26 protein-coding genes, 1 tRNA gene and 1 pseudogene are annotated in these 25211 nt (G+C 64.7%); 25 read left to right on the forward strand and 3 right to left on the reverse strand.

Annotation, left to right across the window (positions count from 1 at the left end; genetic code table 11):
• Positions 1-28 precede the first annotated feature (28 nt).
• From VDP74_RS09800 to VDP74_RS09855, 12 genes and pseudogenes are all read left to right on the forward strand, one after another.
• Positions 29-1009, forward strand: a pseudogene (locus VDP74_RS09800) (glycosyltransferase); the annotation flags it as partial.
• A gap of 225 nt (positions 1010-1234) precedes the next feature.
• The gene (locus VDP74_RS09805) at positions 1235-2404 is read left to right on the forward strand and encodes a glycosyltransferase family 4 protein (RefSeq protein ID WP_322999484.1); all 1170 of its coding nucleotides are present in this window, start codon (positions 1235-1237) and stop codon (positions 2402-2404) included.
• The gene (locus VDP74_RS09810) at positions 2397-3215 is read left to right on the forward strand and encodes an aldolase/citrate lyase family protein (RefSeq protein WP_416232965.1); all 819 of its coding nucleotides are present in this window, start codon (positions 2397-2399) and stop codon (positions 3213-3215) included. Before VDP74_RS09805 ends, VDP74_RS09810 begins: the two co-directional genes overlap by 8 nt.
• Before the next feature lie 173 nt (positions 3216-3388).
• A complete protein-coding gene (locus VDP74_RS09815; protein ID WP_322999445.1) occupies positions 3389-4069 on the forward strand; it encodes a GntR family transcriptional regulator in 681 nt (226 codons plus the stop codon).
• A 34-nt stretch (positions 4070-4103) separates the two neighbouring features.
• Positions 4104-5018: a fumarylacetoacetate hydrolase family protein gene (locus VDP74_RS09820; protein ID WP_322999446.1), complete on the forward strand. Its 915-nt coding sequence runs from the start codon at positions 4104-4106 to the stop codon at positions 5016-5018.
• Positions 5019-5059: 41 nt separating this feature from the next.
• On the forward strand, positions 5060-5455 hold the full coding sequence (locus VDP74_RS09825; protein ID WP_322999485.1) for a cupin domain-containing protein: 396 nt from the start codon (positions 5060-5062) through the stop codon (positions 5453-5455).
• 75 nt (positions 5456-5530) lie between these two features.
• On the forward strand, positions 5531-6550 hold the full coding sequence (locus VDP74_RS09830) for a TRAP transporter substrate-binding protein (RefSeq protein ID WP_322999447.1): 1020 nt from the start codon (positions 5531-5533) through the stop codon (positions 6548-6550).
• A gap of 87 nt (positions 6551-6637) precedes the next feature.
• Positions 6638-7150, forward strand: a complete 513-nt coding sequence (locus VDP74_RS09835; protein WP_322999448.1) for a TRAP transporter small permease — start codon at positions 6638-6640, stop codon at positions 7148-7150.
• Positions 7150-8430: a TRAP transporter large permease subunit gene (locus tag VDP74_RS09840; protein WP_322999449.1), complete on the forward strand. Its 1281-nt coding sequence runs from the start codon at positions 7150-7152 to the stop codon at positions 8428-8430. Before VDP74_RS09835 ends, VDP74_RS09840 begins: the two co-directional genes overlap by 1 nt.
• Before the next feature lie 47 nt (positions 8431-8477).
• Positions 8478-9251: an SDR family oxidoreductase gene (locus tag VDP74_RS09845; RefSeq protein ID WP_416232966.1), complete on the forward strand. Its 774-nt coding sequence runs from the start codon at positions 8478-8480 to the stop codon at positions 9249-9251.
• Between the two features lie 77 nt (positions 9252-9328).
• The gene (locus VDP74_RS09850) at positions 9329-10108 is read left to right on the forward strand and encodes an SDR family NAD(P)-dependent oxidoreductase (protein WP_322999451.1); all 780 of its coding nucleotides are present in this window, start codon (positions 9329-9331) and stop codon (positions 10106-10108) included.
• Between the two features lie 74 nt (positions 10109-10182).
• Entirely contained in the window at positions 10183-10515 is a 333-nt protein-coding gene (locus tag VDP74_RS09855; RefSeq protein ID WP_322999452.1) for a Dabb family protein, read from the forward strand.
• A gap of 10 nt (positions 10516-10525) precedes the next feature.
• On the opposite strand, the gene VDP74_RS09860 is transcribed toward VDP74_RS09855, so the two are convergent.
• A complete protein-coding gene (locus tag VDP74_RS09860) occupies positions 10526-11911 on the reverse strand; it encodes a phosphomannomutase/phosphoglucomutase (protein ID WP_322999453.1) in 1386 nt (461 codons plus the stop codon).
• A 138-nt stretch (positions 11912-12049) separates the two neighbouring features.
• Between VDP74_RS09860 and VDP74_RS09865 the strand changes: the two genes are divergently transcribed.
• Together VDP74_RS09865 and VDP74_RS09870 are read left to right on the forward strand one after the other, a co-directional pair.
• Complete coding sequence (locus VDP74_RS09865) at positions 12050-13462, forward strand: FAD-binding oxidoreductase (protein ID WP_322999454.1); 1413 nt, start codon at positions 12050-12052, stop codon at positions 13460-13462.
• Between the two features lie 77 nt (positions 13463-13539).
• On the forward strand, positions 13540-13884 hold the full coding sequence (locus VDP74_RS09870) for a RidA family protein (RefSeq protein ID WP_322999455.1): 345 nt from the start codon (positions 13540-13542) through the stop codon (positions 13882-13884).
• A 42-nt stretch (positions 13885-13926) separates the two neighbouring features.
• Here VDP74_RS09870 and mutM read toward each other — a convergent pair whose 3' ends face one another.
• Positions 13927-14754, reverse strand: a complete 828-nt coding sequence (mutM, locus tag VDP74_RS09875; RefSeq protein ID WP_322999456.1) for a bifunctional DNA-formamidopyrimidine glycosylase/DNA-(apurinic or apyrimidinic site) lyase — start codon at positions 14752-14754, stop codon at positions 13927-13929.
• 85 nt (positions 14755-14839) lie between these two features.
• Here mutM and VDP74_RS09880 point away from each other — a divergent pair, with 85 nt between their 5' ends.
• The 11 genes from VDP74_RS09880 (at position 14840) to VDP74_RS09930 (ending at position 24531) form a co-directional block, all read left to right on the forward strand.
• Positions 14840-16615 (forward strand): tetratricopeptide repeat protein, encoded by a 1776-nt coding sequence (locus VDP74_RS09880; protein ID WP_322999457.1) that lies wholly within the window; start codon positions 14840-14842, stop codon positions 16613-16615.
• Entirely contained in the window at positions 16612-17184 is a 573-nt protein-coding gene (gene lolB / locus VDP74_RS09885) for a lipoprotein insertase outer membrane protein LolB (protein WP_322999458.1), read from the forward strand. Before VDP74_RS09880 ends, lolB begins: the two co-directional genes overlap by 4 nt.
• 22 nt (positions 17185-17206) lie before the next feature.
• A complete protein-coding gene (gene ispE / locus VDP74_RS09890) occupies positions 17207-18121 on the forward strand; it encodes a 4-(cytidine 5'-diphospho)-2-C-methyl-D-erythritol kinase (RefSeq protein ID WP_416232967.1) in 915 nt (304 codons plus the stop codon).
• Between the two features lie 5 nt (positions 18122-18126).
• Positions 18127-18203, forward strand: a tRNA-Gln gene (locus tag VDP74_RS09895).
• Positions 18204-18305: 102 nt separating this feature from the next.
• Positions 18306-19256 (forward strand): ribose-phosphate pyrophosphokinase, encoded by a 951-nt coding sequence (locus VDP74_RS09900; RefSeq protein WP_322999460.1) that lies wholly within the window; start codon positions 18306-18308, stop codon positions 19254-19256.
• Between the two features lie 94 nt (positions 19257-19350).
• A complete protein-coding gene (locus VDP74_RS09905) occupies positions 19351-19971 on the forward strand; it encodes a 50S ribosomal protein L25/general stress protein Ctc (protein ID WP_322999461.1) in 621 nt (206 codons plus the stop codon).
• Positions 19972-20085: 114 nt separating this feature from the next.
• Entirely contained in the window at positions 20086-20682 is a 597-nt protein-coding gene (pth, locus tag VDP74_RS09910; protein WP_322999462.1) for an aminoacyl-tRNA hydrolase, read from the forward strand.
• A complete protein-coding gene (locus tag VDP74_RS09915) occupies positions 20682-21458 on the forward strand; it encodes a type II CAAX prenyl endopeptidase Rce1 family protein (protein WP_322999463.1) in 777 nt (258 codons plus the stop codon). Before pth ends, VDP74_RS09915 begins: the two co-directional genes overlap by 1 nt.
• Before the next feature lie 58 nt (positions 21459-21516).
• Positions 21517-22608, forward strand: coding sequence for a redox-regulated ATPase YchF (gene ychF, locus VDP74_RS09920; RefSeq protein WP_322999464.1), 1092 nt, complete (start codon positions 21517-21519; stop codon positions 22606-22608).
• A gap of 151 nt (positions 22609-22759) precedes the next feature.
• Entirely contained in the window at positions 22760-23122 is a 363-nt protein-coding gene (locus VDP74_RS09925) for a tyrosine-type recombinase/integrase (RefSeq protein WP_416232969.1), read from the forward strand.
• 347 nt (positions 23123-23469) lie between these two features.
• Positions 23470-24531: a Fic family protein gene (locus VDP74_RS09930; RefSeq protein WP_322999466.1), complete on the forward strand. Its 1062-nt coding sequence runs from the start codon at positions 23470-23472 to the stop codon at positions 24529-24531.
• A gap of 40 nt (positions 24532-24571) precedes the next feature.
• Here the strand turns inward: VDP74_RS09930 and VDP74_RS09935 are convergent, their stop codons facing one another.
• Positions 24572-24898 carry a hypothetical protein gene (locus tag VDP74_RS09935; protein ID WP_322999467.1) on the reverse strand — a complete coding sequence of 109 codons (327 nt, stop codon included), beginning with the start codon at positions 24896-24898 and terminating at the stop codon, positions 24572-24574.
• Positions 24899-25211 lie beyond the last annotated feature (313 nt).

Genomic DNA, 25211 nt, shown 5'->3' on the forward strand with positions numbered 1-25211 from the left:
GCACCCGGCGGTGCAACCCTTGCGGGTCATGCACATCATTTCCGGACTGCTGCATGGCGGCGCGGAAACCGTGCTGCAGCGCCTGACGACGGCGCCGGATGCCCGGGTGCGCCATATGGTGGTCTCCATGCGCAGCGAGGGCGTCATGGGCGCGTCGTTGCGGGATGCCGGTGTCGAAGTGGTCTGCCTGGACATGCAGGGAGCGCTGGGGTCGGTGCGCGGCCTATGGCGTCTGTATCGCCTGCTGCGCCGCCGCCGCCCCGACGTGGTCCAGACCTGGATGTATCACGCGGATCTCATCGGCGGCCTGCTCGCCCGCCTGGCCGGGATCCGCGCGGTGGCCTGGGGCGTGCGCAACTCTGGGGTCAGCCTGGCAGAAAGCAGCCGCTCATCGCGCGTTGCCGCCTGGCTTTGCGCCCGGGTCTCGGGCTGGGTGCCGGGTGTCATCGTGGCGTGCGCCCGCCGCGCCGCCCAGGTGCATCGAGCCTGGGGCTATCGCGACGACCGCGTGCTGGTGATTCCCAATGGTTACGATCTGTCGGTCTGGCACCCGGACGATGCGGCGCGCCAGGCCTGGCGCGCTGAATGGCAGGTCCCCGACGATGCGATCCTGCTGGGTTGCGTTGCCCGCTGGAATCCCCTGAAGGATCACGGCAATCTGCTGGCAGCCCTGGCCTTGTGCCTCCGTGCGCATCCGACGCTGCGCTGCGCCCTGATCGGCCTGGGCATGTCGCGCGACAATGCCGACCTGATCAGCCAGGCGCGACATTACGGCCTGCTGGACCATCTGATCTTCCTGGGCCGCCGCGACGACGTGCCTGCTCTGATGCCGGCACTGGACATCCATGTCCTGTCGAGCAAGGCCGAAGGCTTCCCCAACGTGGTGTCCGAAGCCATGGCCGCCGGCGTGGCCTGCGTCGTGACGGATGTGGGCGATGCGGCCGATATCGTCGGCGAGTACGGCTGGGTGGCGCCGCCCCGGGATGCCGTTGCGCTGGCGCGAGCCATCGATCAGTCCATCGATGCGGTGCGCAGCCCTGCGTGGCCTGAGCGCAGCGAGCAGGCGCGGGATTCGGTGGCGCGGCGCTACAGCCTGCAGACCATGGTGGACCGCTACGAGACGGTCTGGCGTCGCCTGGCGGCGGATTATCCGACGCCGGTGGGGCGCGGGGCAAGCCCTTCGGCATCCGCCTTGCGCGGTGTAGGTGCTGCTGCCGCCGCAACGCATGCGGACGTGGCATCTTCCGTCGCAGGCCAAGCAGGTCGCCCGCCCCGCCTGCTGTTCTTCATCACCAACCCGGCGTTTCTGGTGTCCCACCGCCTGCCGGTGGCCATCGCCGCGCGCGACGCCGGCTACGAGGTGCATGTCGCGTCGATGGGCGGGCCGGCGGTGGCCGAACTGGAAGCCCTGGGTTTCATCCACCACACGTTGCCCCTGTCGCGCACCAGCATGCGGCCCTGGACCGAGGCACGCAGTCTCTGGGCCATCTGGCGCCTGTTTCTCCGGGTGCGGCCGGATCTGGTGCATGCCGTGACGCTCAAATCCGTACTCTACGGCGGCATCGCCAGCCGATTGGCGGGGGTGCCCGCCTATGTGGCGGCGATTTCAGGCTTGGGCTATGTCTTTATCCAGGGCTCGGGCGCGCGCGGCGTGCTCAAGCGCCTGGCCCTGGTCCTGTACCGTCTGGCGCTGGGGCATCGCAATAGCCGAGTGATCTTCCAGAACGAATCAGATCGCGACGTGCTGGTGCGGGCCGGGGCGGTGCGGCCCGGACAGGCCGTGCTGGTGCGTGGGTCGGGCGTGGACCTGAACCGGTTCGCGCCGGCCCCCTGGCCGGACGGCCCGGTGACGGTCGCCATGGCCAGCCGCCTGCTGCGCGACAAAGGGGTGCGGGAATTCGTCGAAGCTGCGCGCCTGTCGGTCCGTCGAGGCGACGGCGTGCGCTGGCGCCTGGCGGGCAGCCTGGATCTGGAGAACCCGGCGTCAGTGCAGCCCGATGAACTGCGGGCCTGGAAAGCCGAAGGCGTGGTCGATTGCGTCGGCGAATGCGCAGACGTGGCGGCTTTCTATGCCCAGGCCCACATCGTGGCCTTGCCATCCTATCGTGAAGGCCTGCCCAAATCCCTGATCGAGGCCGCCGCCTGCGGCCGTGCGGTCGTCACCACCGACGTGCCGGGCTGTCGGGATGTCATCGAACCCGACGTCAGCGGCCTGCTGGTTCCCGCTCGCGATGCCCAGGCGCTGGCCGACGCGGTTGCCCGGCTGGCGGACGATGCCGACTTGCGGGAGCGCATGGGCGCGGCTGGCCGGGCCTTGGCGGAACGTGACTTTGGTCTGGAGGGCATTGTCCGGGCGCATCTGGGCGTGTATGCGGATTTGCTGCCGGCCCGGCTCGATGCTTGAAGGAGATTCCGTGTCCGACATCCATAATCGTTTCAAGGCCTCCCTGCATGACGGCGCGGCGCCCGGCATCGGCCTGTTTCTGGGCCTGTGCAGTCCGTACAGCGCCGATCTGCTGGCCGATGCGGGCTTCGACTGGCTGCTGATCGACGCCGAGCACGGCCCCAATGACGTGCGCACCGTGTTGGCGCAGCTGCAGGCGCTGGCTGGGCGGGGTGCCGAAGTCCTGGTGCGCACGGTCGATCACGACCCCGCGCGCATCAAGCAGTTGCTGGATATCGGCGTGAAAAGCCTGCTGGTCCCTATGGTGGATTCCGCCGAGCAGGCGCGGGCCCTGGTGCGGGCGACGCGCTATCCCCCCGCCGGCATGCGCGGCGTTGGGTCGGCGCTGGCGCGGGCTTCGCGCTGGAACGGCGTGCCCGGATATCTGCAGCAGGCCAACGAGCAGATCTGCCTGATCGTGCAGGCGGAATCCCTGGCGGCTCTGGCTGCCCTGGACGACATCCTGGCGGTCGACGGGGTGGATGCCGTGTTCCTGGGGCCGTCTGATCTGGCCGCTTCCATGGGGCTTCTGGGGCAGCCCGGCCATGCGGAGGTCAAGGCGGCGGTGCTGGACTCGATTGCCCGGATCACGCGCAGCGGCAAGGCCGCCGGCGTCTTCGCCACGCAGCTGGATGCCGCCCGGGAATTCTGCCGCGCCGGCGCCCGCTTCGTCGCCGTCGGCACCGATACGCTGCTGCTGCGCCACGCCGCCGAGGGCCTGGCCAGGGCCTTCCGGGATGGCGGCGACCAGGCGGCAGGGGCCGGTTACTGAGTGGTGTAGTCGATCCTTCGCTTCGTTTTCACCTCTGCTCCGGGATGGGGGCCCGCCTTGTCAGGCGGGCTTTTTTTGTGTCCGTAGGTCTTGAATCGGTGTTTTCCCTAGTTCCATGTATTTTATACGAAACTATAATTTGTATACAAAACTGATAATCGTATTCAAAAACCATGGACAGCACACAAAAAAGAAAGGCCTCACAGTCCGTTTACGAGGATGTCAGGACGCTTCTGGGCGACATGATGCAGGGCCTGACGGAGCCCATCCGCGTCCGGGAGGACGAGCTGGCGGCCCAGCTGGGCGTCAGCCGGACGCCGGTCCGCGAGGCCCTGATCCGGCTTGAAAGCACGGGTCTGATCAGCCTGCGGCCGGGCAGGGGCGCGCTGCTGTCGCCTGTCACGGATGGCGAGTATCTGGAATGGCTCCAGCTGCGGGAAGTGCTGGAAGGGTTCGCGGCGCGCGAGGCGGCGCTGAACGCGTCGCAGCGGGACGTGGAACGGCTGCGGGCGCTGTTCGAACCTTTTCTGACGAGCAGTGTGGATGACCGGGACGCGGGTGCCTATGCGCAGGCGAATGTGACGTTCCACGAAGAAATCGTTGCTTTGGCGAACAACCGCCTGCTGGAACAGGTGTGGGCCGCCTTTGGACACCGGCAGACCACGTTCCGGCGGCAGACCATCAAGCGCCTGCATCGCGGCGCGGATTCACTGCGCGAGCATCTGGCCATGATCGATGCCATCGCCCAGCGGGATGCCGATCAGGCGGATCGTCTGGCCAGGGCTCATGTCCACGCGCTTTTCGACGCGTTCCAGGAATACCGTCGCAGCGCGGATCTGCAGCAGGATTCCTGAAAGAACGTTTTGCTTTTCCATGGATGATTTTTAAATGAAATTCTTGAGTTTTACAGAGGGGCGGGAGCGGCTATTGGGGCTGCTCGAAGAAAGCGGAAACGTCGTGGACCTGACCGCCTTGCTGCGCGGCTTCCCGGAGCATGGCTTGCCGGCCGTCCCCACGGACGTGAGCGAGCTGATCGAACTGGGCGAGCCCGCCCTGGAAGCCATCAAGGCATGCCTGGCCTCCCGCGGCGACGCCGCCCGGGACGCGCGCAGCCTGGATCAGATCCGGGTCCTGGCGCCCATCCGCATGAAAAAGAACGTGTTCTGCGTCGGCCGCAATTATCGGGATCACATCATCGAAGGCAATCTGGCGCGCGGCCGGCCTGCGGACCAGTTCCCGAAGGCGATCGAATTCTTCACCAAACCGCCAACTGCGGTCATCGGCCACGGGGATTTCGTGCAGCGCCAGGCCGGCCTGACGGACAGCCTGGATTACGAGGCGGAATTCGCCATCGTCATCGGCCGCCGGGGGCGGAACATTTCGCGCGCCGAGGCGCTGGACCACGTGTTCGGCTACACCATCGTCAATGACGTGACCGCCCGGGACCTGCAACTGCGCCATGGGCAGTGGTTCAAGGGCAAGGGCCTGGACACCAGCTGTCCCATGGGGCCCGTCGTGGTCCACCGATCGGCCATCGCCAACCCCAATGGCCTCGACGTGTCGCTGACCGTGAACGGCGAATTGCGGCAGTCGGACAACACCGCTTCGATGATCTTCACCGTCGAAGCCATCATCGAGCAGCTGTCGGCCGGGATGACCCTGGAGCCGGGCGATGTGATCGCCACGGGCACGCCCAAGGGCGTCGGCTTCGCCAGGACCCCGCCGGCCTGCCTGCAGGTGGGGGATGTCGTGTCCGCCACCGTGCAGCACATCGGCACCTTGACCAACATCGTATCGGAATGACGGCGGCGGATCGCGCTGCCGTCCCCATGACAGGAGACATGATGACTTTGCCCGAAAACCTTGCACCTTTCGCCACGGGAGAACTGGCATCCCGATACGTGGATGTCGACACGCTGCCCTGGAAGCCGACGCCCACGCCCGGCATCGATATGAAGATCCTTCTGGACATTCCCGAAACCGGTCTGATGACGGCCTTGTTTCGCTGGCAGCCGGGAACCGCGCTGCCGCTGCACGAGCACGTCGAAATCGAACAGACCTATGTGCTGAGCGGCAGCATCGTCGATGACGAAGGGGAAGTCCGCGCCGGCAACTATGTCTGGCGCCCGAAGGGCAATCGGCACATCGCGCGCTCTCCGGACGGGGCGCTGGTGCTTTCGTTCTTTCTCAAGCCGAACAGATTCCTCGAAGGCGCCCTGGCCGGACAGGAATTGAAGTGAACAGCCTGCGGGCCGGCCCGGACTTCCCGGGCCGGCCGCAGTTTTCTCTAAAAATCGAAGAGTAGGAGACACTCTATGTCGTTCAAGATGAAAACCGTCGTGGCGGGCGTGGCCGCCGCCATGCTGGCCTCCGTGGCCGGACAGGCCTCGGCCGAGGTCAAAGACCGCAGCATGAAGTTCAGCTACGCCGTCAGCGCGACCAATCCCGTGGGCCTGGCCGCCCAGAAATTCATTGACGTCGCCAGCGAAAAGACGGGCGGCAAGTTCAAGATCACCGGCTATCCGGACGCCCAGCTGGGCAATGAAATACAGTCCATGTCCTCCGCGCAGGGGGGCATTGTCGAACTGACGGTCGCCTCCACCGCTGGGGCGGCCAGCAACGTCAAGGAACTCGGGATCTTCGACTTGCCGTTCCTGTTCCATTCGGTTGAAGAAGCCGATGCCGTGGTGGACGGTCCCGTCGGGAAGCGCCTGCTGGACAAGTTTTCCAGCAAGAACTTGGTGGGGCTGTGCTACTGGGATTATGGGTTCCGCCAGGTCTCCAACAGCAAGCACCCGATTCGCAAGATCGAGGACTTCGACGGCCTGAAACTGCGGGTCCTGCAAAACCGCATTTATATCGATACGTTCAAGGCGCTGGGGGCCAATCCGCTGCCGCTGCCGTATCCGGAAACCTATACGGCCCTGGAAAGCAAGGCGATCGATGGGCAGGAAAGCTCCTTCCTGGTCACCAAAAGCAGCGGATACCAGGAAATCCAGAAGTACCTGACCGAAACCCAGCACGTCTTCCTGCCCGCGGTCGTGCTGGCCAGCAAGCGATTCTGGGATCGCCTGAGCCCCGATGAGCAGACTGTCCTGCGGGACTCCTGCGCGGAATCCGTGACGTATTTCCGTCAGGTCAGCCGCCAGATGGAAAAGGATGTCGTCAAGGAACTGGAGGCCGCCGGCATGGAGTTCAACCAGATCGAGCCGGCGGAAAAAGCCCGGATGGTCGAAGCGACCGCTTCCGTGGCGGAGAAGTATAAGGCCGAATTGGGCGCGGACCTGGTCGACGAGACTCTGGCCACGATCCAGAAAGTCCGGAACAAGCAATAAACACGGGCGTCGAGCCTGGGGCGCGTCCGTCGGCGGCAAGCAGTCCGGAACCGACCGGACGCGCCTTTTCAATCGGGAGCATCAGCCATGACAAAGCTGATCAAAACCTATTTTTCCCTGCTGAAAGTCGTCATCGTCCTGTGTCTGGCGGCGATGGTCGTGATGGTGTTCGCCAATGTGGTGATGCGCTATGTGTTCAATACGGGGCTGCCCGTGTCGGAGGAACTGGCGCGCTGGTGTTTCGTCTGGCTGACGTTCCTGGGCGCGATTCTGGTGCTGCATGAACGGTCCCACCTCGGGGTGGACGTGGTGGTGCAGATCATGCCGCCGAAAGTCCGTAAATGCTGCCTGACGCTTGCTTCCTTGTTGATGCTCTATGCGACGTGGCTGGTATTGATGGGCAGCATCGAACAGACGCGCCTGAACTATGAGGCGACCGCGCCGGCCTCGGGCCTGTCGCAAGCCTGGTTCTTCGGCGTGGGCGTCGTCTTCGCCATCTCGACGGGAGGCATCCTGCTGTATCAGTTGTACGTGCTGATCCGCACGCCTGCGGCCGATCTGGAATCCATAGCGACCAACACTTCCTCCGGAGCCGATTGATGACGCTCGCATTGTTCATTGTTGTCCTGTTCGTCGGGCTTGCCATCGGGCTGCCGGTCGCCTATGCCCTGATTCTGACGGGCGTGGCGCTGATGTACCAGCTGGATTTCTTCGACGCGCAGATCGTCGCCCAGAATCTGTTGAATGGCGCCGACAGCTTTCCCCTGATGGCCGTTCCGTTCTTCATGCTCGCCGGCGCCGTGATGAATGCGGGCGGGCTATCGCAACGGATCGTGAATCTGGCGCTGGCGCTCGTTGGACACATTCGCGGTGGCCTGGGGTATGTCACCATCCTGGCGGCCAGCATCCTGGCCAGTCTTTCCGGTTCCGCAGCGGCCGATGCCGCCGCATTGTCGGCCTTGCTGGTGCCGATGATGATGAAGGCGGGAAATTCCAGGGGGCGGTCGGGCGGGCTGGTGGCCTCTTCGGGGATCATCGCTCTGGTCATTCCGCCCTCCATCGGCCTGATCCTGATCGGGGTCACCGGAAACATTTCCATCACGGGCCTGTTCATGGCGGGGATCGTGCCGGGGATTCTGATGGCCCTGTGCCTGTGCGTGACCTGGTTTCTGGTGTCGCGCCGGGAAAAGGTGGCGCCGCTGCCCAAGGTTCCCGCCCGGGAAGTGCTGTCCCTGGTGATCAAGAGCTTCTGGGCGCTGCTGCTGCCCGTGATCATCATCGTCGGGCTGCGCTTCGGCGTGTTCACGCCGACCGAGGCCGGCGTGGTGGCGGCCGTCTATGCCCTGTTCGTGGCGACGTGCATCTATCGCGAACTGCGGCTGAGTCAGCTGTACGAAGTCTTTCTGGAATCCGCCAAGATGAGCGCGATGGTGATGTTCCTGGTCGCCGCCGCGCTCGTGTCGGGATGGATGATCACGATCGCCGGCCTGCCTCATCAGGTGATGGCGCTGGTGGAACCCGTCAAGGATTCCCCCACCTTGCTCATGCTGGTGATCGTCGGCCTGGTCCTGGTGGTCGGGACGGCGATGGACATGATTCCGATCGTGCTGATCCTGATCCCCGTCCTGTTGCCGGCCGTGGTGGCGGCGGGTATCGATCCCGTGTATTTCGGCATCGTGTTCATGCTGGCCTGCTCCATCGGACTGATCACGCCGCCCGTGGGCGCCGTGCTCAATGTGGTGGCCGGCGTGACCAAGGCTCGGATGATCGAAGTCATCGTGGGGGTATGGCCGTTTTTGGTGGCGCAATGCGTGGCTTTGCTGCTGCTGGTCCTCTTCCCCCAGCTGGTGCTGGCCCCCTATCGATGGATCATGGGATAGCGCCGGCGTGAAACGCAGGCTTGGTCAATGGAGAAAGCACGATGGATATGAATGAGTTGCAGGGCTGCCGAGTCATGGTCTCCGCCGGCGCGTCGGGCATCGGCCTGACGATCGCCCGGGCCTTCCTGGCGGCCGGCGCTCGCGTCGAGGTCTGCGATGTGTCGGACGATGCCTTGCGCCAGGCGGGGGACGGTACGGGCGGACTGGGCACGCACTTGGCGGACGTATCCGATGCCGGGGCGGTCGATCGCTGGTTCGACAAGGCATTGGGCGCCCTGGGCGGCCTGGATGTGCTCGTCAACAATGCCGGGGTGGCGGGTCCGACCGGCGCGATGGAAGATCTGTCCGAAGAGGACTGGGACCGCACGATGTCCGTCAACGTGCGGGGCCATTTCCTGTGCACGCGCCGTGCGATTCCCGCGCTCAAGCAGTCGGGGCGCGCGGCCATCATCAACATCAGTTCGGTCGCGGGACGCCTGGGCTATCCGTTCCGGACTCCCTACGCGGCGTCGAAGTGGGCCGTGATCGGAATGACGCAAAGTCTGGCCATCGAACTCGGGCCTCATGACATCACGGTCAATGCGGTACTGCCGGGCATCGTGGAGAGCCGTCGCGTCACCGAGGTGCTGGCCTCAAAGGCGCTCCTGCAGGGCATCACGGAAGACGCGTTGCGGGCGGAGGTTCTCGAACACGTGTCGCTGAACCGCATGGTGCCGATGACGCACATCGCCGATACCGCGCTGTTTCTGGCTTCGCCCGCCGGCCGCAGCATCACCGGACAGAGCATGAATGTGTGCGCCGGCGTGCGGGCCTTGCGCTGAGACCTGTGTTTTTACCCGTTCCCGAGGCTGCATTGGAAGGTCGCGGGGCGTGGATGGATTCGATTTGCGGAGTGGACATGAATACTGAATATCTGAAGGACATGTTCGGCCTGGAGGGCCGGACCGCGCTGATCACCGGTTCGGGCTCGGGCCTGGGTTATGCGATGGCCGTGGCGCTCGGCAAGGCCGGGGCCCGGGTGATCGTCAACGATCTGTCGCTGGAACGCTGCGAGGCGGCCGTGGGGGAACTGGCGGCTCAGGGCATCGAGGCCCGCCCGGCGCCCTTCGACGTCTCCGATCACGAGCAGGTGCGCCAGGCTGTCCTGGGCCTGGAGTCGGCCGGATGGGGGGTCGACGTGCTGGTCAGCAATGCGGGCAACCAGAACCGGATGCCGCTGATCGAGCAGGCGCCCGAAGCCTGGCGATCGTTGTTCAAGGTGCACGTCGACGGCGCATTCAATTGCGTGCAGGCGGTTCTGCCCCGGATGGTCGCCCAGGGCGAGGGCCGCATCGTGCTGATGGCCTCTGTGGCGTCCATGGCAAGCATGCCGGGCATATCGGCATACGCTTCCGCCAAGGGGGCCCTGGCGGCCATGACGCGCGCGGTTGCGGTCGAATATGGGGAAAAGGGCGTCTGCTGCAATGCACTGGCCCCCGGTTTCGTGCGGACGCAGTTCACCGCCGCTCTGCAGGAAAAAGAGCAGTTCAATACTTTCTTGGAGCATTCGGTGCCGCTCAAGCGCTGGGCGACGCCCGAGGACATCGCCCCTGCGGTGCTGTATCTCGCGTCGCGCGCGGGGAGCTTTGTGAATGGCCATGTGCTGGCCATCGACGGCGGGCTGCTGGCCCGGATGTAGGCAAGCGGGGTCGCGCGCGGCTGCCTGCCAGGCGCCGGCCGTCCGGCATTCTGTGAAACGAGGAGAGGCGGTTTATGAGTCAGTCGGATCTGTTCCTGCACGTCGTGATGATGCAGTTCGATGATCGTGTCGATGCGCGGTTCCACCAACAGGTGAAGGATCATGCGGATCGGGTCAGGCGCGAGTGCGAGGGCATCGTGCTGTACCACTACGGTGAAAACACGGCGGACCGGTCACAGGGGTACACGCACGCCACCAGCGCGCTTTTCACCAGCGCGGGCGCCCATGATGCCTATCAGACAAGCCCGGCGCACGTCGCCATGAAAGAATTCATGATGGGGCGCATCCAGCGGATCGTTGTGCACGATACGGCCGTCCCCGCGTCCGAGGCCGGCCGGCCGGATTGAAGCCGACGCTTCAGAACGGCAGTTCCCGCCCCGGCAGCAGGGTGTGGATCGCGTCGCGGAATTCCGCCTGGATCCGCGCCAGGGCTTCGGGCGTATCGCCTTCGAAGCGCAGCACCACCACGGGGGTCGTGTTGGATGCGCGCGCCAGGCCGAAGCCGTCGGCGTATTCGGCGCGGATGCCGTCGATGGTGATGCGGTCCTGGGCCGAGGGAAAATGACCTTCGGTCTGCAGGCGGTGCACGAACGCGTGCGGTTCGCCTTCGGCCATGGGCAGCTTCAGTTCGGGGGTGGAAATTCCCTGGGGCAGGGATTCCAGCAATTGGCTGGGGTTGTCGCTGCGCGACAGGATTTCCAGCAGGCGCGCGCCAGCGTAGAGCCCGTCGTCGAAGCCGAACCAGCGTTCCTTGAAGAAGATGTGACCGCTCATTTCGCCGGCCAGCGGGGCGCCGGTTTCGGCCAGGCGGGCCTTGATCAGGGAATGGCCGGTCTGCGACATCAGCGGCACGCCGCCCGCGTCGCGGATGGCTTGCCCCAGGTGACGGCTGCACTTCACGTCGAAAATGATGCCTGCGCCTGGTTCGCGCTGCAGGATGTCGCGGGCGAACAGGATCATCTGGCGGTCGGGCCAGATGATCTGGCCTGATTTCGTCACGACGCCCAGGCGGTCGGCATCGCCGTCGAACGCCAGCCCCACGTCGCAGCCAGTGCGCTGCAGATGGTCGATCAGGTCCTGCAGATTGTGGGGGTCGGCCGGATCCGGGTGGTGATTGGGGAAGTTTCCGTCCACCGTGCAGAAGAGCTCGTCCACCGTGCAGCCCAGGGCGCGGAACAGGCGGCTGGCGGCCACGGCGCCCACGCCGTTGCCGCAGTCGATGGCAATGTGCAGAGGGCGGGCCAGCTGGACGTGATCGGCGATGCGCTGCACATAGGTGTCGACCAGGTCATGGGATTGCGCTCGGCCCGGGGGGATGCCCTGCGGCGCCTGGATGTCGGCCATGCGGGTGCGCAACGCCTGGATGCCTGCACCGTGCAGGGTGCGCCCGCCCATCATCAGTTTGAAGCCGTTGTAGTCAGGCGGGTTGTGGCTGCCGGTGATGGCTACGCCTGATCCGCTGCCATCCAGGTGGGCGGCGAAATACACCAGCGGGGTGTGCACCAGCCCCAGGTCCACGGTGTCGATGCCGCCCGCGTGCAGGCCTGCCTGCAGCGCGGACGACAGGCCGGGGCTGCTGAGTCGACCGTCGTGACCGACGACCAGGCTGCGGATGTTTTCCAGGCGAGCCTGGGCGGCCAGCGCCAGGCCCAGGGTGTAGGCGAACACGTCGTTGAGCTGATCTGGGACGGTGCCCCGGATGTCGTAGGCTTTGAAGACGGAAGCGGGAAAGGATGTGGACACGTTGGGTCTCGGGCGAAGGATGGAGTGGGCTGCGGCGGGCCGGTCCCGAAAACCTCGTCGGGCGCTCAGCGGCAGCGGCACCGCTCATTATCGCCGATTACAATGGGGGCCTCTTGGCGCATACGGGATTGTCAGTTCATGGATCATCTGGATGCTTTGCGGGCGGTGGTCGGTGCATCGCATGTCTTGACCGGGGACGACGCCCGGTCTTACGAGATTGATTGGCGCGAACGCTACCAGGGCCGCTCCCTGGCCGTGGTGCGTCCGGGCAGCACGGCAGAAGTCGCGGCCGTCATGCGCTATTGCGCGCGGGCCGGGATGCCGGTGATCCCCCAGGGGGGCAATACCGGTTTGTGCGGCGGGGCCACGCCCGATGAGTCGGGCAGTGCGGTGATCCTGTCCCTGCAGCGACTGAACCGGATTCGCGGCATCGATACGGACAACGACACCATGGACGTCGAGGCCGGCTGCATACTGCAGTCAGTGCAGCAGGCCGCGCGCGAGGCGGGCCGCCTGTTTCCGCTCAGTCTGGCGGCCGAAGGCAGCTGCACCATCGGTGGCAACCTGGCAACCAATGCCGGGGGCACGCAGGTGCTGCGCTACGGCAATATGCGCGAACTGACACTGGGCCTGGAAGTCGTCACGGCGCAGGGGGACATCTGGCACGGCCTGCGCGGCCTGCGCAAGGACAACACCGGCTACGACCTGCGTGATCTGTACATCGGCAGCGAGGGCACCCTGGGGGTGATCACGGCGGCCACGCTGAAACTGCACCCGCTGCCCGTGGCTCGCTGCACCGCGCTGCTGGCGCTGGATTCCATCGAATCGGCCATCGTCATGCTGGGCCGGGCCCGGTCCGGGCTGGGGGCGTCCCTGACCGGGTTCGAGTTGATGGCGGGCAACTGCCTGCAGGATGTCGTGCGCTGCTTTCCGCAGCAGCGCCTGCCCTTCGAGGGCGCCTCGGCCGAGTTGCCCTGGTTCGCCTTGCTGGAACTGTCCGACAGCGAATCCGAGGCCCACGCCCGCGAACGGTTCGAGGTCGTCATCGGCGAGGCCATCGAGGCCGGCTGCGTACAGGATGCGGTGGTTGCGGAATCCATGGCGCAGAGCCACGCGCTGTGGCATCTGCGCGAAAGCATCCCGTTGGCTGAAAAGGAATCCGGCAAGAGCATCAAGCACGATGTCTCGATCCCGGTGTCGCGCATGTCGGAATTCGTCCTGGGCACCAATGCGGCCCTGCAGGCGGCGTTCCCGGGTATCCGGCACGTGATCTTCGGGCATCTGGGCGACGGCAACCTGCACTATAACGTGGCGCGCGGCGCCGATTGGGCAGAAGGCCAACTGCTGGCGCGCCAGGATGATGTGTATGCCCTGGTGCATCAGCGGGTGCATGCCGTGGGCGGGTCGATCAGCGCCGAACACGGGGTGGGGCAACTGAAGCGCGACGTCCTGCCGCAGTTCAAGGACCCGGTCGAGATGGCCCTGATGCATCGCATCAAGGCCGCCCTGGATCCCCATGGCATCATGAATCCCGGCAAGGTCCTGAACTGACCCTTGCGCGTCCGGGCGCCTGCCGCCCGGCGTCGGGTATCATGGCGCCGTTTTCAACCTTCTCGGAGTTCTCCGACATGACGATTCAACGCATCGAACCCGGCAAGCGCATGAGCGGCGCTGTCGTGCATGGCAATACCGTGTATCTGGCCGGCCAGACCGGAACGGGCGACGACGTCCAGGCCCAGGCGCGTTCGGCCCTGGCGAAAGTCGATGAGCTGCTGGCAAAGGCCGGCAGCGACAAATCGAAGATCCTGCAGGCCACGATCTGGCTGCGCGACATGGCTGATTTCGACGCCATGAACCCGGTCTGGGAAGCCTGGATCGACCCGGCCAATCCCCCGGCTCGCGCCACCGGCGAGGCCCGCCTGGCCGGCCCGAATCTGAAATTCGAAGTCATCATCGTCGCCGCGCGCGACTGATGGATGTGCCGGCCCGCAGGATATGCATCGGCGGGCCGGATCTTACCGTTTCTGACACTGCGGGCAGAAATACGTAGCCCGTTGTCCCTGCACGATACGGCGGATGGGGCTGGCGCAGCGCGGGCAGGGTTGGCCGTCGCGTTCATAGACGGCTGCGTGCAGCGTGAAGTACGCCCCTGGCGTGCCCTGGGCATTGACATAGTCACGCAGCGTGCTGCCGCCCGATTCCAGTGCCTGGCTCAGGGTCTGCAAGATGGCGGCATGCAGGCGCGCGCAGCGCGGCCGCGATAGGCGGTCGCCCGGTGCGCGAGGGTCGATGCCGGCCTGGTACAGGGATTCCGAGGCATAGATATTGCCGACCCCGACGACGATGCGCCCGCCCAGCAGCAGCTGCTTGATGGATTGGCGGCGCCCATGCACCCCTGCGTAGAGGGCGTCGGGTGTGAAGTCGGGCCCGAAGGGCTCGCTGCCCAGACTTGCCAGCAGCGGGTGATCGCCGATGTCGCCGGACTGGGCCGGATGCCAGAGCACGGCCCCGAATCGACGCGGATCGTGCAAGAGAAAACGGGCATCGTCGAACACCCATTCCACATGGTCGTGCTTGCGCAGGGGCTCGTCCATCGGCACCCGTCGCAGGGAACCGGACATGCCCAGGTGCACGATCTGGGTGCCGTGATCGAACCGGATCAGCAGGTATTTTCCCCGCCGCTCGCAGGCCAGCACCTGGGTGTTGTTGAGCAGGGCCGGCAGGTCCGGTGGAATGGGCCAGCGCAGGCGGGGTTCATGCACAATCAGTTGCCGCAGGATACGACCGGGCATGATCGTGGCAATTCCACGACGCGTTGTTTCGACTTCTGGCAGTTCAGGCATGGCGGGGTGATAACATCCTCTTTCGATGAAGCAATTTTGCCACCAGACGCGGGCATTTCTCGCGTTGCGGCCCTGGTTACCGCCGATGAGAATCTCCGCCTCCGTATTACCCGTGGTGCTGGCGCTGGCCGCCGCGCACGAGACGGCTTGGGCTGCCCCGCCGGTTCCCGCACCGGCCGATTCGGTTGAAACCATTCAGTTGCGTCCGGGCGAACCGCCGGCTGTCACCCTGACGCCCGATCTCTTGTACCGCATTCTGGTGGCTGAATTATCCGCCCAGCAGGGGCAGTATGACGATGCCGCACAGGAATTGCTGGGCGTGGCGCGGGATACGCTGGACCCCCGCCTGGGCCATCGGGCCTTCCAGATGGCCATGTCTGGCCGCAATCTGGCACTGGCCCTGCAGGCCGCCCGCGAATGGGCGCAGCTTGATCCGGATAATCCCGAGGCCGTCGCGGCTTCCTTGGCCTTGTCGGCCTCCAGTGGGCAGACCGACGGCCTGGCCCGTACGCTGGCGCGTCGGATCGAGTCAGCCGATGACAAGGACCAAGCCATCGTCCAGGCCGTGGGCATCGTATCCAAGATGACCGACAAGCGCCTGGCGCTGGACGTGCTGGACAAGGCCCTGGCCGGCGTGGTCAAGACCTCGTCGCTGGCGCATCTGGCGCTGGCCGATGCGTCCTGGGCGGCAGGCGAGCCCCGGCGCGCCGTGGATGAGGCCTATCGGGCTCAGGGGCTGGACCCGGACTCGCCGGACGCCGCGCAGCGGATCCTGGAATACGGTTTGCGGGTCGAGCCCCGCCAGGCCATCGGCGATACCTATGCCTATCTGGCGAAACATCCGAACCAGCGGTCCCTGCAATTGTTGCTGGTCAGCCGCCTGACGGGGCAGGGCCAGTACGACGAAGCTCTGAAGCTGCTGGGTTCCATGCGCCAGCAGACGCCGGAAGACTTCGACCTTCTGTATACCGAGGCCGAGGTCAATGCGCGCGCCGGTCGCTACGATGCGGCCAAGGCGCTGCTCAATGAGTACATCATCATCCAGCAGCAGCGTCGGCGGGCGGCGGTGGACGGCGCCACCAGCGCTCAGGCCGACGTCTCAGATGCCCGTCTGCTGCTGGTGCAGATCGCCGAACGTCGGGGCGACCTGAAAGAAGCCATCCAGCAGTTGCGCAGCATCGACGAGCCCAACCTGCGGTTTCAGGCGCAGACCCATGAAGCCGTCCTGTACGGGAAATTGGGCGACCTGGCCAAGGCGCGCGCCACCCTGGATGCCATCAAGCCCGCCGATCGCCGCGAACGCACGGTCGTCCGCCTGACTCTGGCGTCCATCTACCGCGATGCCGGCCGTACGGACCAGGCCGTCGAGATCCTGAAGGCGGCGGATCTGGACATGCCCGATACCCCGGAAATCAAGTACGAACTGGGCATGCTGCTGCATCAGCAGGGCAAGACGGCCGAATTCGAAGCCCTGATGCGTCGCGTGATCGCGCTGGACCCGGACAACGCCAACGCCTACAACTCGCTGGGCTATACCTACGTCGAGGACAACCGCAACCTGCCCGAAGCCCGCGATCTGCTGGAACGCGCTCTGGATCTCGATCCCGACAACGCCTATATCCTGGACAGCGTGGGCTGGTATCTGTTCCGCACCAAGGACTATCAGGGCGCGCTGGAATACCTGCGCCGGTCCTATGACCAGTTGCCGGCAGCCGACGTCGCGGCCCACCTGGGCGAGACGCTCTGGATGTTGAAACGCCGAGACGAAGCCAGGCGCATCTGGACCGAAGGCCGGAAGGCGGATCCCGACAACGAGGCGCTGCAGGCCACCTTGCGACGCCTGGGCGTGACGCTGCCGTGACGCTGCTGCGCATCGGCCGCTTGTTGGCGGGGGTGGGCCTGGCGCTGGTGCTGGCCGCCTGTGCCGCACCCGCCCGTATCGGCGGACAGGGGCCGGCGTTCGAACGTGTTGGCCGCTTTGCCGTGAATCTGCAACCCCTGGCGCAGCCGCCCTATGCCGCTCAAGGGGGCTTCTCCTGGCGGGACGACGGGCGCTCGTTGCGGCTGGATCTCAGCAATCCGCTGGGCAGCGTGCTGGCGCGGATCCGCGTGGAACCTGATGCCGCCGTCCTGGAAAGGGCCGATGGCAGCCGGGAATCCGCGCCGTCGCCCGATGCCTTGCTGACGCAGGTGTGGGGGCATCCCATGCCCGTGGCGGGCCTGCGCTACTGGATTCGCGGGCAGGCTGCGCCCGGTCAGGCCGTCGGCGGTGCCCGGCAGGACGAGCAAGGCCGTCTGGCAGCCTTCCAGCAGGAAGGCTGGGACGTGCGCCTGTCCGACTATGACGACCAGGGGCCGCTGCGGGTACGCCTGTCGCGCCAGGACGATCAGGGGCAGTGGCGTCTGCAGCTGATCATGGACCGATCCTGATGCCGCTGGGGTCCGCTGCCGGATGGGGGGGGCGACCGTGACCGCGCTGTACGACGTTCCTGCGCCCGCCAAGCTGAATCTGTTCCTGCACGTGCTCGGCCGCCGGCCGGATGGCTACCATCAACTGCAGACCGTCTTTCGTTTCATCGACCTGGCCGATCGGCTGGATTTCGAACGCACTGCCGATGGCCGCATCGAACGCGCGGGCGACGGATTGCCGGGCCTGCCTGCGGATCAGGACCTGGTCCTGCGGGCGGCACGCCAGTTGCAGCAGGCCACGGGCACGCACTATGGCGCCCGCATTGCCTACCGCAAGCACATCCCGGCCGGTGGCGGCCTGGGTGGCGGATCCAGCGATGCGGCCACCACGCTGATCGCCCTGAACCGTCTTTGGGAAACCGGCCTGACGCGAAATCGACTCCTGCGCCTGGCCCTGCCCCTGGGGGCGGACGTGCCGGTGTTCATCTTCGGCCAGTCCGCGTTCGCCCAAGGCGTGGGCGAAGATCTGGCTGCTGTAGCTTTGCCGCCCCAGGCGTACTGGATTCTGAGACCGGGGGTCCACGTCCCCACAGCGGATGTATTCCGGGATCCTGATTTGACAAGAGATTCGGAATCGGTAAAAATCTCGGTCTTTGCTGATTGGCAAACAGAACACAGCAGCGGCCTATTTGGCCGCAACGACCTGGAACCTGTCGTCTGCCGAAACCACCCGATGATTGCCCATATGCTGGGATCGATGCGCGGGGCGGGGTTGGATGCGCGCATGACCGGATCGGGCTCATGTCTGTTTGCCGGATTCGCCGACATCCGGGATGCCCGGGTGCAGCAGGATCGGATAATCAGTAAAATACGTGACCTGCCCAATGTGGTCATCGAAGGCAGCTGGATTTGCCAGGGGCTGGATGATCATCCACTGCGGGATTGGGTCATGGATTGAACAGTTGGGGAATCGCCAAGCTGGTTAAGGCACCGGATTTTGATTCCGGCATGCGAAGGTTCGAATCCTTCTTCCCCAGCCATCCTTTCCGCGCCAGAGCGCATGCTACCAGGCTGTTGAACCGGCCCGCCCCCTGCGGGAAGGCTGTCAACAGCCTTGTCATTTGACACATTGGTTCGACACCATGGCACAAGACAGATTCATGATTTTTACCGGCACGGCCAACCCTCGTTTGGCGGTCGATGTGGTGAATCATCTGGACATGTCGCTGGGGAAAATGACCGTAGGCCGTTTTTCCGACGGCGAGGTCATGGTCGAGATCAATGAAAACGTCCGCGGCAAGGACGTGTTCGTCCTGCAGCCCACGTGTGCGCCTACCAACGACAATCTCATGGAAATCATGGTGATGGTCGATGCCTTGCGCCGCGCCTCGGCTCGCAACATCACCGCCGCCATTCCGTATTTCGGCTATGCCCGCCAGGATCGCCGGCCGCGTTCGGCCCGCGTATCGATCTCGGCAAAGGTCGTGGCCAACATGCTGCAATCTGTCGGCGTCGATCGCGTCATGATGATGGATTTGCATGCCGATCAGATCCAGGGCTTCTTCGACATTCCGGTCGACAACATCTACGCCGGCCCGATCCTGCTGGGCGACATCTGGAGCCGCAATTTCCAGAACCTGGTGGTCGTGTCGCCCGACATCGGCGGGGTGGTGCGCGCGCGCGCCCTGGCCAAACAGCTGGAATCCGATCTGGCCATCATCGACAAGCGTCGCCCGCGTGCCAACGTGTCCGAAGTCATGAACATCATCGGCGACGTCAATGGGCGCACCTGCCTGATCATGGACGACATGGTCGATACCGCCGGCACGCTGTGCAAGGCGGCGCAGGCCCTGAAAGACCGGGGCGCCGGGTCGGTCTATGCCTATTGCACCCACCCGGTGCTGTCGGGCGAGGCCGTGAAACGCATCCAGGACTCCGCGCTGGACGAAGTCGTCGTGACCGACACCATCCCGCTGTCCGAGTCCGCTCGCCAGTGCGCAAAGATCCGCCAGCTGTCCTGCGCTTCTTTGCTGGGCGAAACCATCTTGCGCATCGCGACGGCCGAATCGGTCAGTTCGCTGTTTGCCGATTGATTTTTGATCCCCCGCTGGTCGCGGCGGGGGTGTTCGAGCAGCCCTTGGGCTGCTGTTGATTGGGGTCATGAGGCCCCGCCTTTTGGAGTTTTCCATGAAATTCACCGCCACTTCGCGTAGCGTTCAGGGTTCGAGTGCGAGCCGCCGCCTGCGCCGCGCCGGTCGGGTGCCCGCCATCGTTTACGGTGGCAAGTCCGGCCCGGCAAACATCGAACTCGACCACAACGAGATCTATCACTCCCTGAACAAGGAAGAGTTCCACGCTTCCATCCTGGACATGGTCCTGGACGGCAAGACCGAACCGGTGCTGGTGCGTGCCGTGCAATGGCACTCGTACAAGCCGCTGGTCCTGCACGTTGACTTCCAGCGCGTGGACGCGTCCCAGGCCGTGAACACCAAGGTGCCGGTGCACTACCTGAACGCCGACCAGAGCCCGGCCGTCAAGCTTGCCGGCCAGGTCGTCACCCACGGTCCCGCCGAACTGGACATCACCTGCCTGCCGGCCAATCTGCCGAAGTTCATCGAAGTGGACCTGGGCGACATGATCGGCGGTTCCCGCCTGCACCTGGCCGACATCACGCTGCCGATCGGTGTGAAGTACGTGCCCCATGGCGATGACGTGAACCCCTTGCTGGCCCAGGCTGCCGCGCCCAGGGGCGCAGCTGCCGATGACGCCGATGCGGCTCCCGCCGCCGACGCCCCGGCCGCCGAATAAGCCCGCTCTGCGGGTCTCGGTATCCCTTCAAAACCCCCGCCCATCGTCAGATGGGCGGGGGTTTTGACGTATCATGGGGGCCTTTTCGATGTCTTGCTGCTTTGAACCATCACGATGACTGCGCCCATCCGCCTCATTGTGGGCCTGGGCAACCCCGGTCCCGAATACGAAACCACCCGCCACAATGCGGGTTTCTGGCTGGCGGATCATTTTGCCGATGACCTGCATGCCGGCTTCACGCTGGAAAAGTCCTTTTTCGCCTGGGTCGCGCGGGCCCGTCATGCCGGCCAGCCCGTCGTGCTGGCCAAGCCCGCCACCTTCATGAACAGGTCGGGTCAGGCGGTCGGGGCCCTGGCGCGGTTCTACAAGCTTCAGCCCGAGGAAATCCTGGTCCTGCACGACGAACTGGATCTGCTGCCGGGGGCCGTGAAATTGAAGTTCGGCGGCGGCCATGCCGGGCACAACGGCCTGCGGGATATCCAGTCGGTGCTGGGCACCCCCAAATTCTGGCGCCTGCGCATCGGCATCGGCCACCCGCGCAGCCTGGGGCTGGCGCAGGCTGTGGTCAATTTCGTGCTGCACCCGCCGCGCCAGGACGACATGCCCGGCATCGACGAAGTCATCCGCCGCTGCCGGCTGGAACTGCCGGCGCTGCTGGACGGGGAATTCGACCGGGCGACCGAGCGCCTGCATCAGGGGAATCACGACTGATGGGGCCGCCCGGCCTGCCCACCATGGGCGAGGAAATCGTCGATTTCCTGAAATTCGTCGTGCGGCCGCGCCCGGGGCCGCGCCTGCGCCCCCACGGCCTGGGGGCGGGCCTCTGGGTAGACTTTTCCCTGAACGCCCCCTGGTGGCGTCTGCTGCATTGGGCCGTCCTGCTGTGGCTGGTCAATATCTTCGTGTTCGCGCCCCTGGCGCTGTCGGCGGCGGATGCCAGTGGCGCCCAGCACCGACTGGACGTCCACAACATTCCCTGGATGACTGCGCTGGTCTGGGCGCCCATCGTCGAGGAACTGACCTTTCGCTACGTATTGCGCCGTCCCGCCATGCTGTGGTGGTTCGTGCCGCTGATGACGGCGATCCTGGTGCAGGGTATGGGGGCGACGTCCATGCCGCTGGCAGCGGTAGCCGTGCTGCTGGCGCTGGCGCCGCTCTGGTATCCGGCCAATCACCGCTGGCATGCCGGATGGGCGGCCAGCTGGCGCTGGCGCCGCCGGATGCGCTGGGCGTATCCTGTTCTGTTCCATACCGCTGCGCTGGCCTTTGCCGCCGTGCACCTGTACAACTTTCGCATGACCTCGATGAACCTGGTGCTGCTGCCCCTGCTGGTGCTGCCGCAGTGGGTCACCGGGCTGGTCCTGGGATGGACGCGGGTCAAACGCGGCATCGGGGCGTCCATGGCGCTGCATGCCATCTTCAATGGCGGCCCTTTGCTGCTGATCGGGCTGCTCCTGCATTTCGCCCCTCAGCTGGCGGTGGGGTGAGCCCCTGCGGGTACAATAGCGCCTTGATTTCCATCCTTCTTTTTCTCTCAGGTACCCCATGGCACTGCAATGCGGCATCGTTGGCCTGCCCAACGTCGGTAAATCCACTCTGTTCAACGCCCTGACCAAGGCTGGTATCGCCGCTGAGAACTATCCCTTCTGCACGATCGAGCCCAACGTCGGCGTGGTCGAGGTCCCGGATCCCCGTCTGGCGCAGCTGGCAGCCATCGTCAGCCCCGAACGCGTCGTGCCGGCCGTGGTCGAATTCGTGGACATCGCTGGCCTGGTGGCGGGCGCGTCCAAGGGCGAGGGCCTGGGCAACCAGTTCCTGGCCAACATCCGTGAAACGGATGCCATCGTGCACGTGGTGCGCTGCTTCGAGGACGAGAACGTCGTCCACGTCGCCGGCCGTGTCGATCCGATTTCCGACATCGAGGTCATCAACACCGAACTGGCGCTGGCAGACCTGGCCACGGCCGACAAGATCCTGCAGAAGAACCGCAAGCTGGCCAATTCCGGCGACAAGGAAGCCATCCGCCTGGTGGCCCTGCTGGAACGCGTGGTCGCCGCCCTGGATGCTGGCCAGTCCGTGCGCAGCCTGGGGCTGGACGAAGAAGACCAGGCCGCCATTCGCGGTTATTGCTTCATCACCGCCAAGCGCGCCATGTACGTCGCCAACGTGCGCGACGATGGTTTCGAGAATAACCCCCACCTGAAGGCCGTGCAGGACTACGCCGCTGCAGAAAACGCCCCCGTGGTGGCCGTGTGCGCCGCCATCGAGGCCGAAATCGCCGACCTGGACGATGCCGACAAGACGGTCTTCCTGGAAGACATGGGCATGAGCGAGCCCGGCCTGGACCGCGTCATCCGCGCCGGCTACCAGTTGCTGGGCCTGCAGACCTACTTCACCGCCGGCGTCAAGGAAGTCCGCGCCTGGACCATCCCCGTCGGCGCCACCGCCCCCCAGGCGGCCGGCGTCATCCACACCGACTTCGAACGCGGCTTCATCCGCGCCCAGACCATCGGCTTCGACGACTTCATCGCCTGCAAGGGCGAGCAGGGCGCCAAGGAAGCCGGGAAAATGCGGGCCGAAGGCAAGGACTACGTGGTGAAGGACGGGGACGTGATGAACTTTTTGTTCAACGTGTGATCAACGTCTGACGATTTTTGCCGGATCTCGGTGGCGCTCAGTAGCGCTTGGTGGACAGGTTAGCCCATTTGAAATCAATGGGTTGCAGAAACAATACGGTCTGCTGAGCGTTCCTATTGTTCATCGAGGTCCAGAAAATTCGGGGGTAGCGTTGGGGGTATCCACGCAGGCCATAGAGGTGCTGAAAGATTTGCAGCACATCACGAGTGGCGGACGCTATCTGTTCCCGCACAGGAGCGGCAAGGGCTTTACTACGCCTAACCGGCTGACCTACGCGATGCGCGACATGAACCTGGGCCGGGGTACGACGCCGCATTGCTGGCGGACGACCTTTTCAACCTGGGCCAATGAGAACGGATACCGGCCTGATGCAATCGAGCGGCAGCTTGCCCACGTGGAAAGCAACAAGGTGCGGGCGACATACAACAAGGCGCTGCTGCTGGATCAGAGAAGGACGCTGTTGCAGGACTGGGTGGACTATCTGAGTGCTGCGGAAGGCAGCGGCACGGCATAGAGACGGTTTGGCCGGGTATCGCAGCAGCGAGTGGGCAGAACGGCCTTTTCCTTTTCTGGATAGGGCCGTTGTCCCTTGAGTGCCGTTCCCTTGCCGTTTGCCTTTGCCCAAGCTGGGCGCTGGGAATGGGGTAAATAATGAAATAAACGGGGTAATTTTTACTTGATTGCCTCATTTTAAGATTCATGTCACCCATTTCCTTCCTGGTTAGCCATGCCAGCCCCGGGCGACCGGTCCAACGTTCAGGAAATGGGGTAGTTAAACACTGATAATGAGGCATTTTTAGAGACAATGCCCCATTTAAAGGCTATGATTACCCCATTTAGATAGCCTGGGCTTACATTTCCATGCACTCGCTCACACCCGAGTACCTTGCCGCGCTTCGCTTCGATGGCATCCAGGCCGCCACGTTGCGCACACTGGGCGAGTACCAGGGCAAGCAGCAACTCTACGCCGCGCAGTCGCCCGAAGCCCTCAAAGGCCTGCGCCAGATCGCGGTGGTGGAGTCCACCGAGTCGTCCAACCGGCTGGAAGGTGTTGTCGTAGCGCCCTCGCGGCTGAAGTCTCTGGTCATCCGCAACGCAACGCCAAAGAGTCGCTCGGAACAGGAGATCGCCGGCTACCGCGATGCCTTGGCGCTGATCCACGAGTCCGCCACGCACATGCCCTTCAACGTGGGCGTAGTGCTGCAACTGCATACCCTGCTGTATCGCTACATGCCGCAGGCGGGGGGGCGCTGGAAAGCTACCAACAACGACATCATCGAGCGTCATCCCGATGGCACGTCACGGCTGCGCTTCCAGCCGGTCGCTGCGCACCTGACGCCGACGACCATGGCCGATCTGACCGGGCGCTACGCGACCGCGCTGGATCAGCACTTGGCTGATCCGTTGGTGCTTGTGCCACTGGCGATGCTCGACTTCCTGTGCATCCATCCTTTCCCAGATGGCAATGGCCGCATGTCCCGCTTATTGACCCTGCTGCTGCTCTACCACTTCGACTATGCCGTGGGCCGCTACATCAGCTTGGAACGCATCTTCGAGGAAACCAAGGAAAGTTATTACGAGACGCTGGAAGCCAGCTCGCAGGGCTGGCACCAGGGGCAGCACGACGTAAAGCCCTGGCTCGACTACTTCTGGGGTGCCTTGCTACGGGCCTACCGTGAGTTCGAGGAGCGTGTCGGCACCATAGAGCGCGGCCGCGGCAGTAAAGGCGACCGGGTGCGGACGGAAGTTCTGGGGCGCACCCTGCCGTTCTCGATTTCCGAGATTGAAGAGGCCTGCCCGGGCGTGAGCCGGGACATGGTACGGCTGGTATTGCGGGCAATGAAGTCAGAGGGACTGATCGAATCGACCGGCAAGGGGCGTGGAGCAAAGTGGCTTCGCATCAATCAAGGCGGTGAGAAATGAAGACTAGAAGAAGTATTTTCAGCCTCGACATCCGCGACGATCACACTTGCGGCAACGTGCCCGCGTTCCAGACTGAGGAAATGGCCGCAGGTAGGGCGCTTTCGTGAACCTGATACAGCTCGCTGAGAACATGGCCGGTCAACGGATCGCGTTGCTGGCCCATCAGACTGATCCAGCCCGTCAGCCGAAGCACGACGAGAACGCGCCGGGCCGTCTCGTACCCGGCCCGCTGCCCCAGCGGGGTAGAGGTGAGATAGCGACGCAACTGCCCCAGGTTTGCCAGCGGACTGATGCCCTCCGCAGAGCGCAGCATGCGCAGCACCTGCCAGCCATTGCGCTCCAGCGGCGTGAGGCGAGCATCGAGCATGAGCGAGGCGGGCGTGGTGAACAGGGCATCTGCCCCAGCGGGTTGTGGCGGGTGTGATGGTCTGCCATGAGAGTTCTCCGAGGTCTGGGCCCCAGCGGCCCGTTCCCCTGCATCTCATCGCGTACCGTTCCAGGCGTCAGCCAACAATGCGGTCTGCGCCACAACCGTTTTATCCGACAGGGCACAGCCCTGGCACCGGCATCCAGACTGATCTATCATCCTGATACCCCTATGGGGGTACAACTGGGGGTACTTCCAGCGTTCCCCCCAAAGGCCGTGGCTCAATTTCCCCGCGAAACCTAGTATTCACGGC

Origin of the sequence: Castellaniella sp., from assembly GCF_034674885.1 — a bacterium.
Lineage (GTDB): Bacteria > Pseudomonadota > Gammaproteobacteria > Burkholderiales > Burkholderiaceae_B > Castellaniella.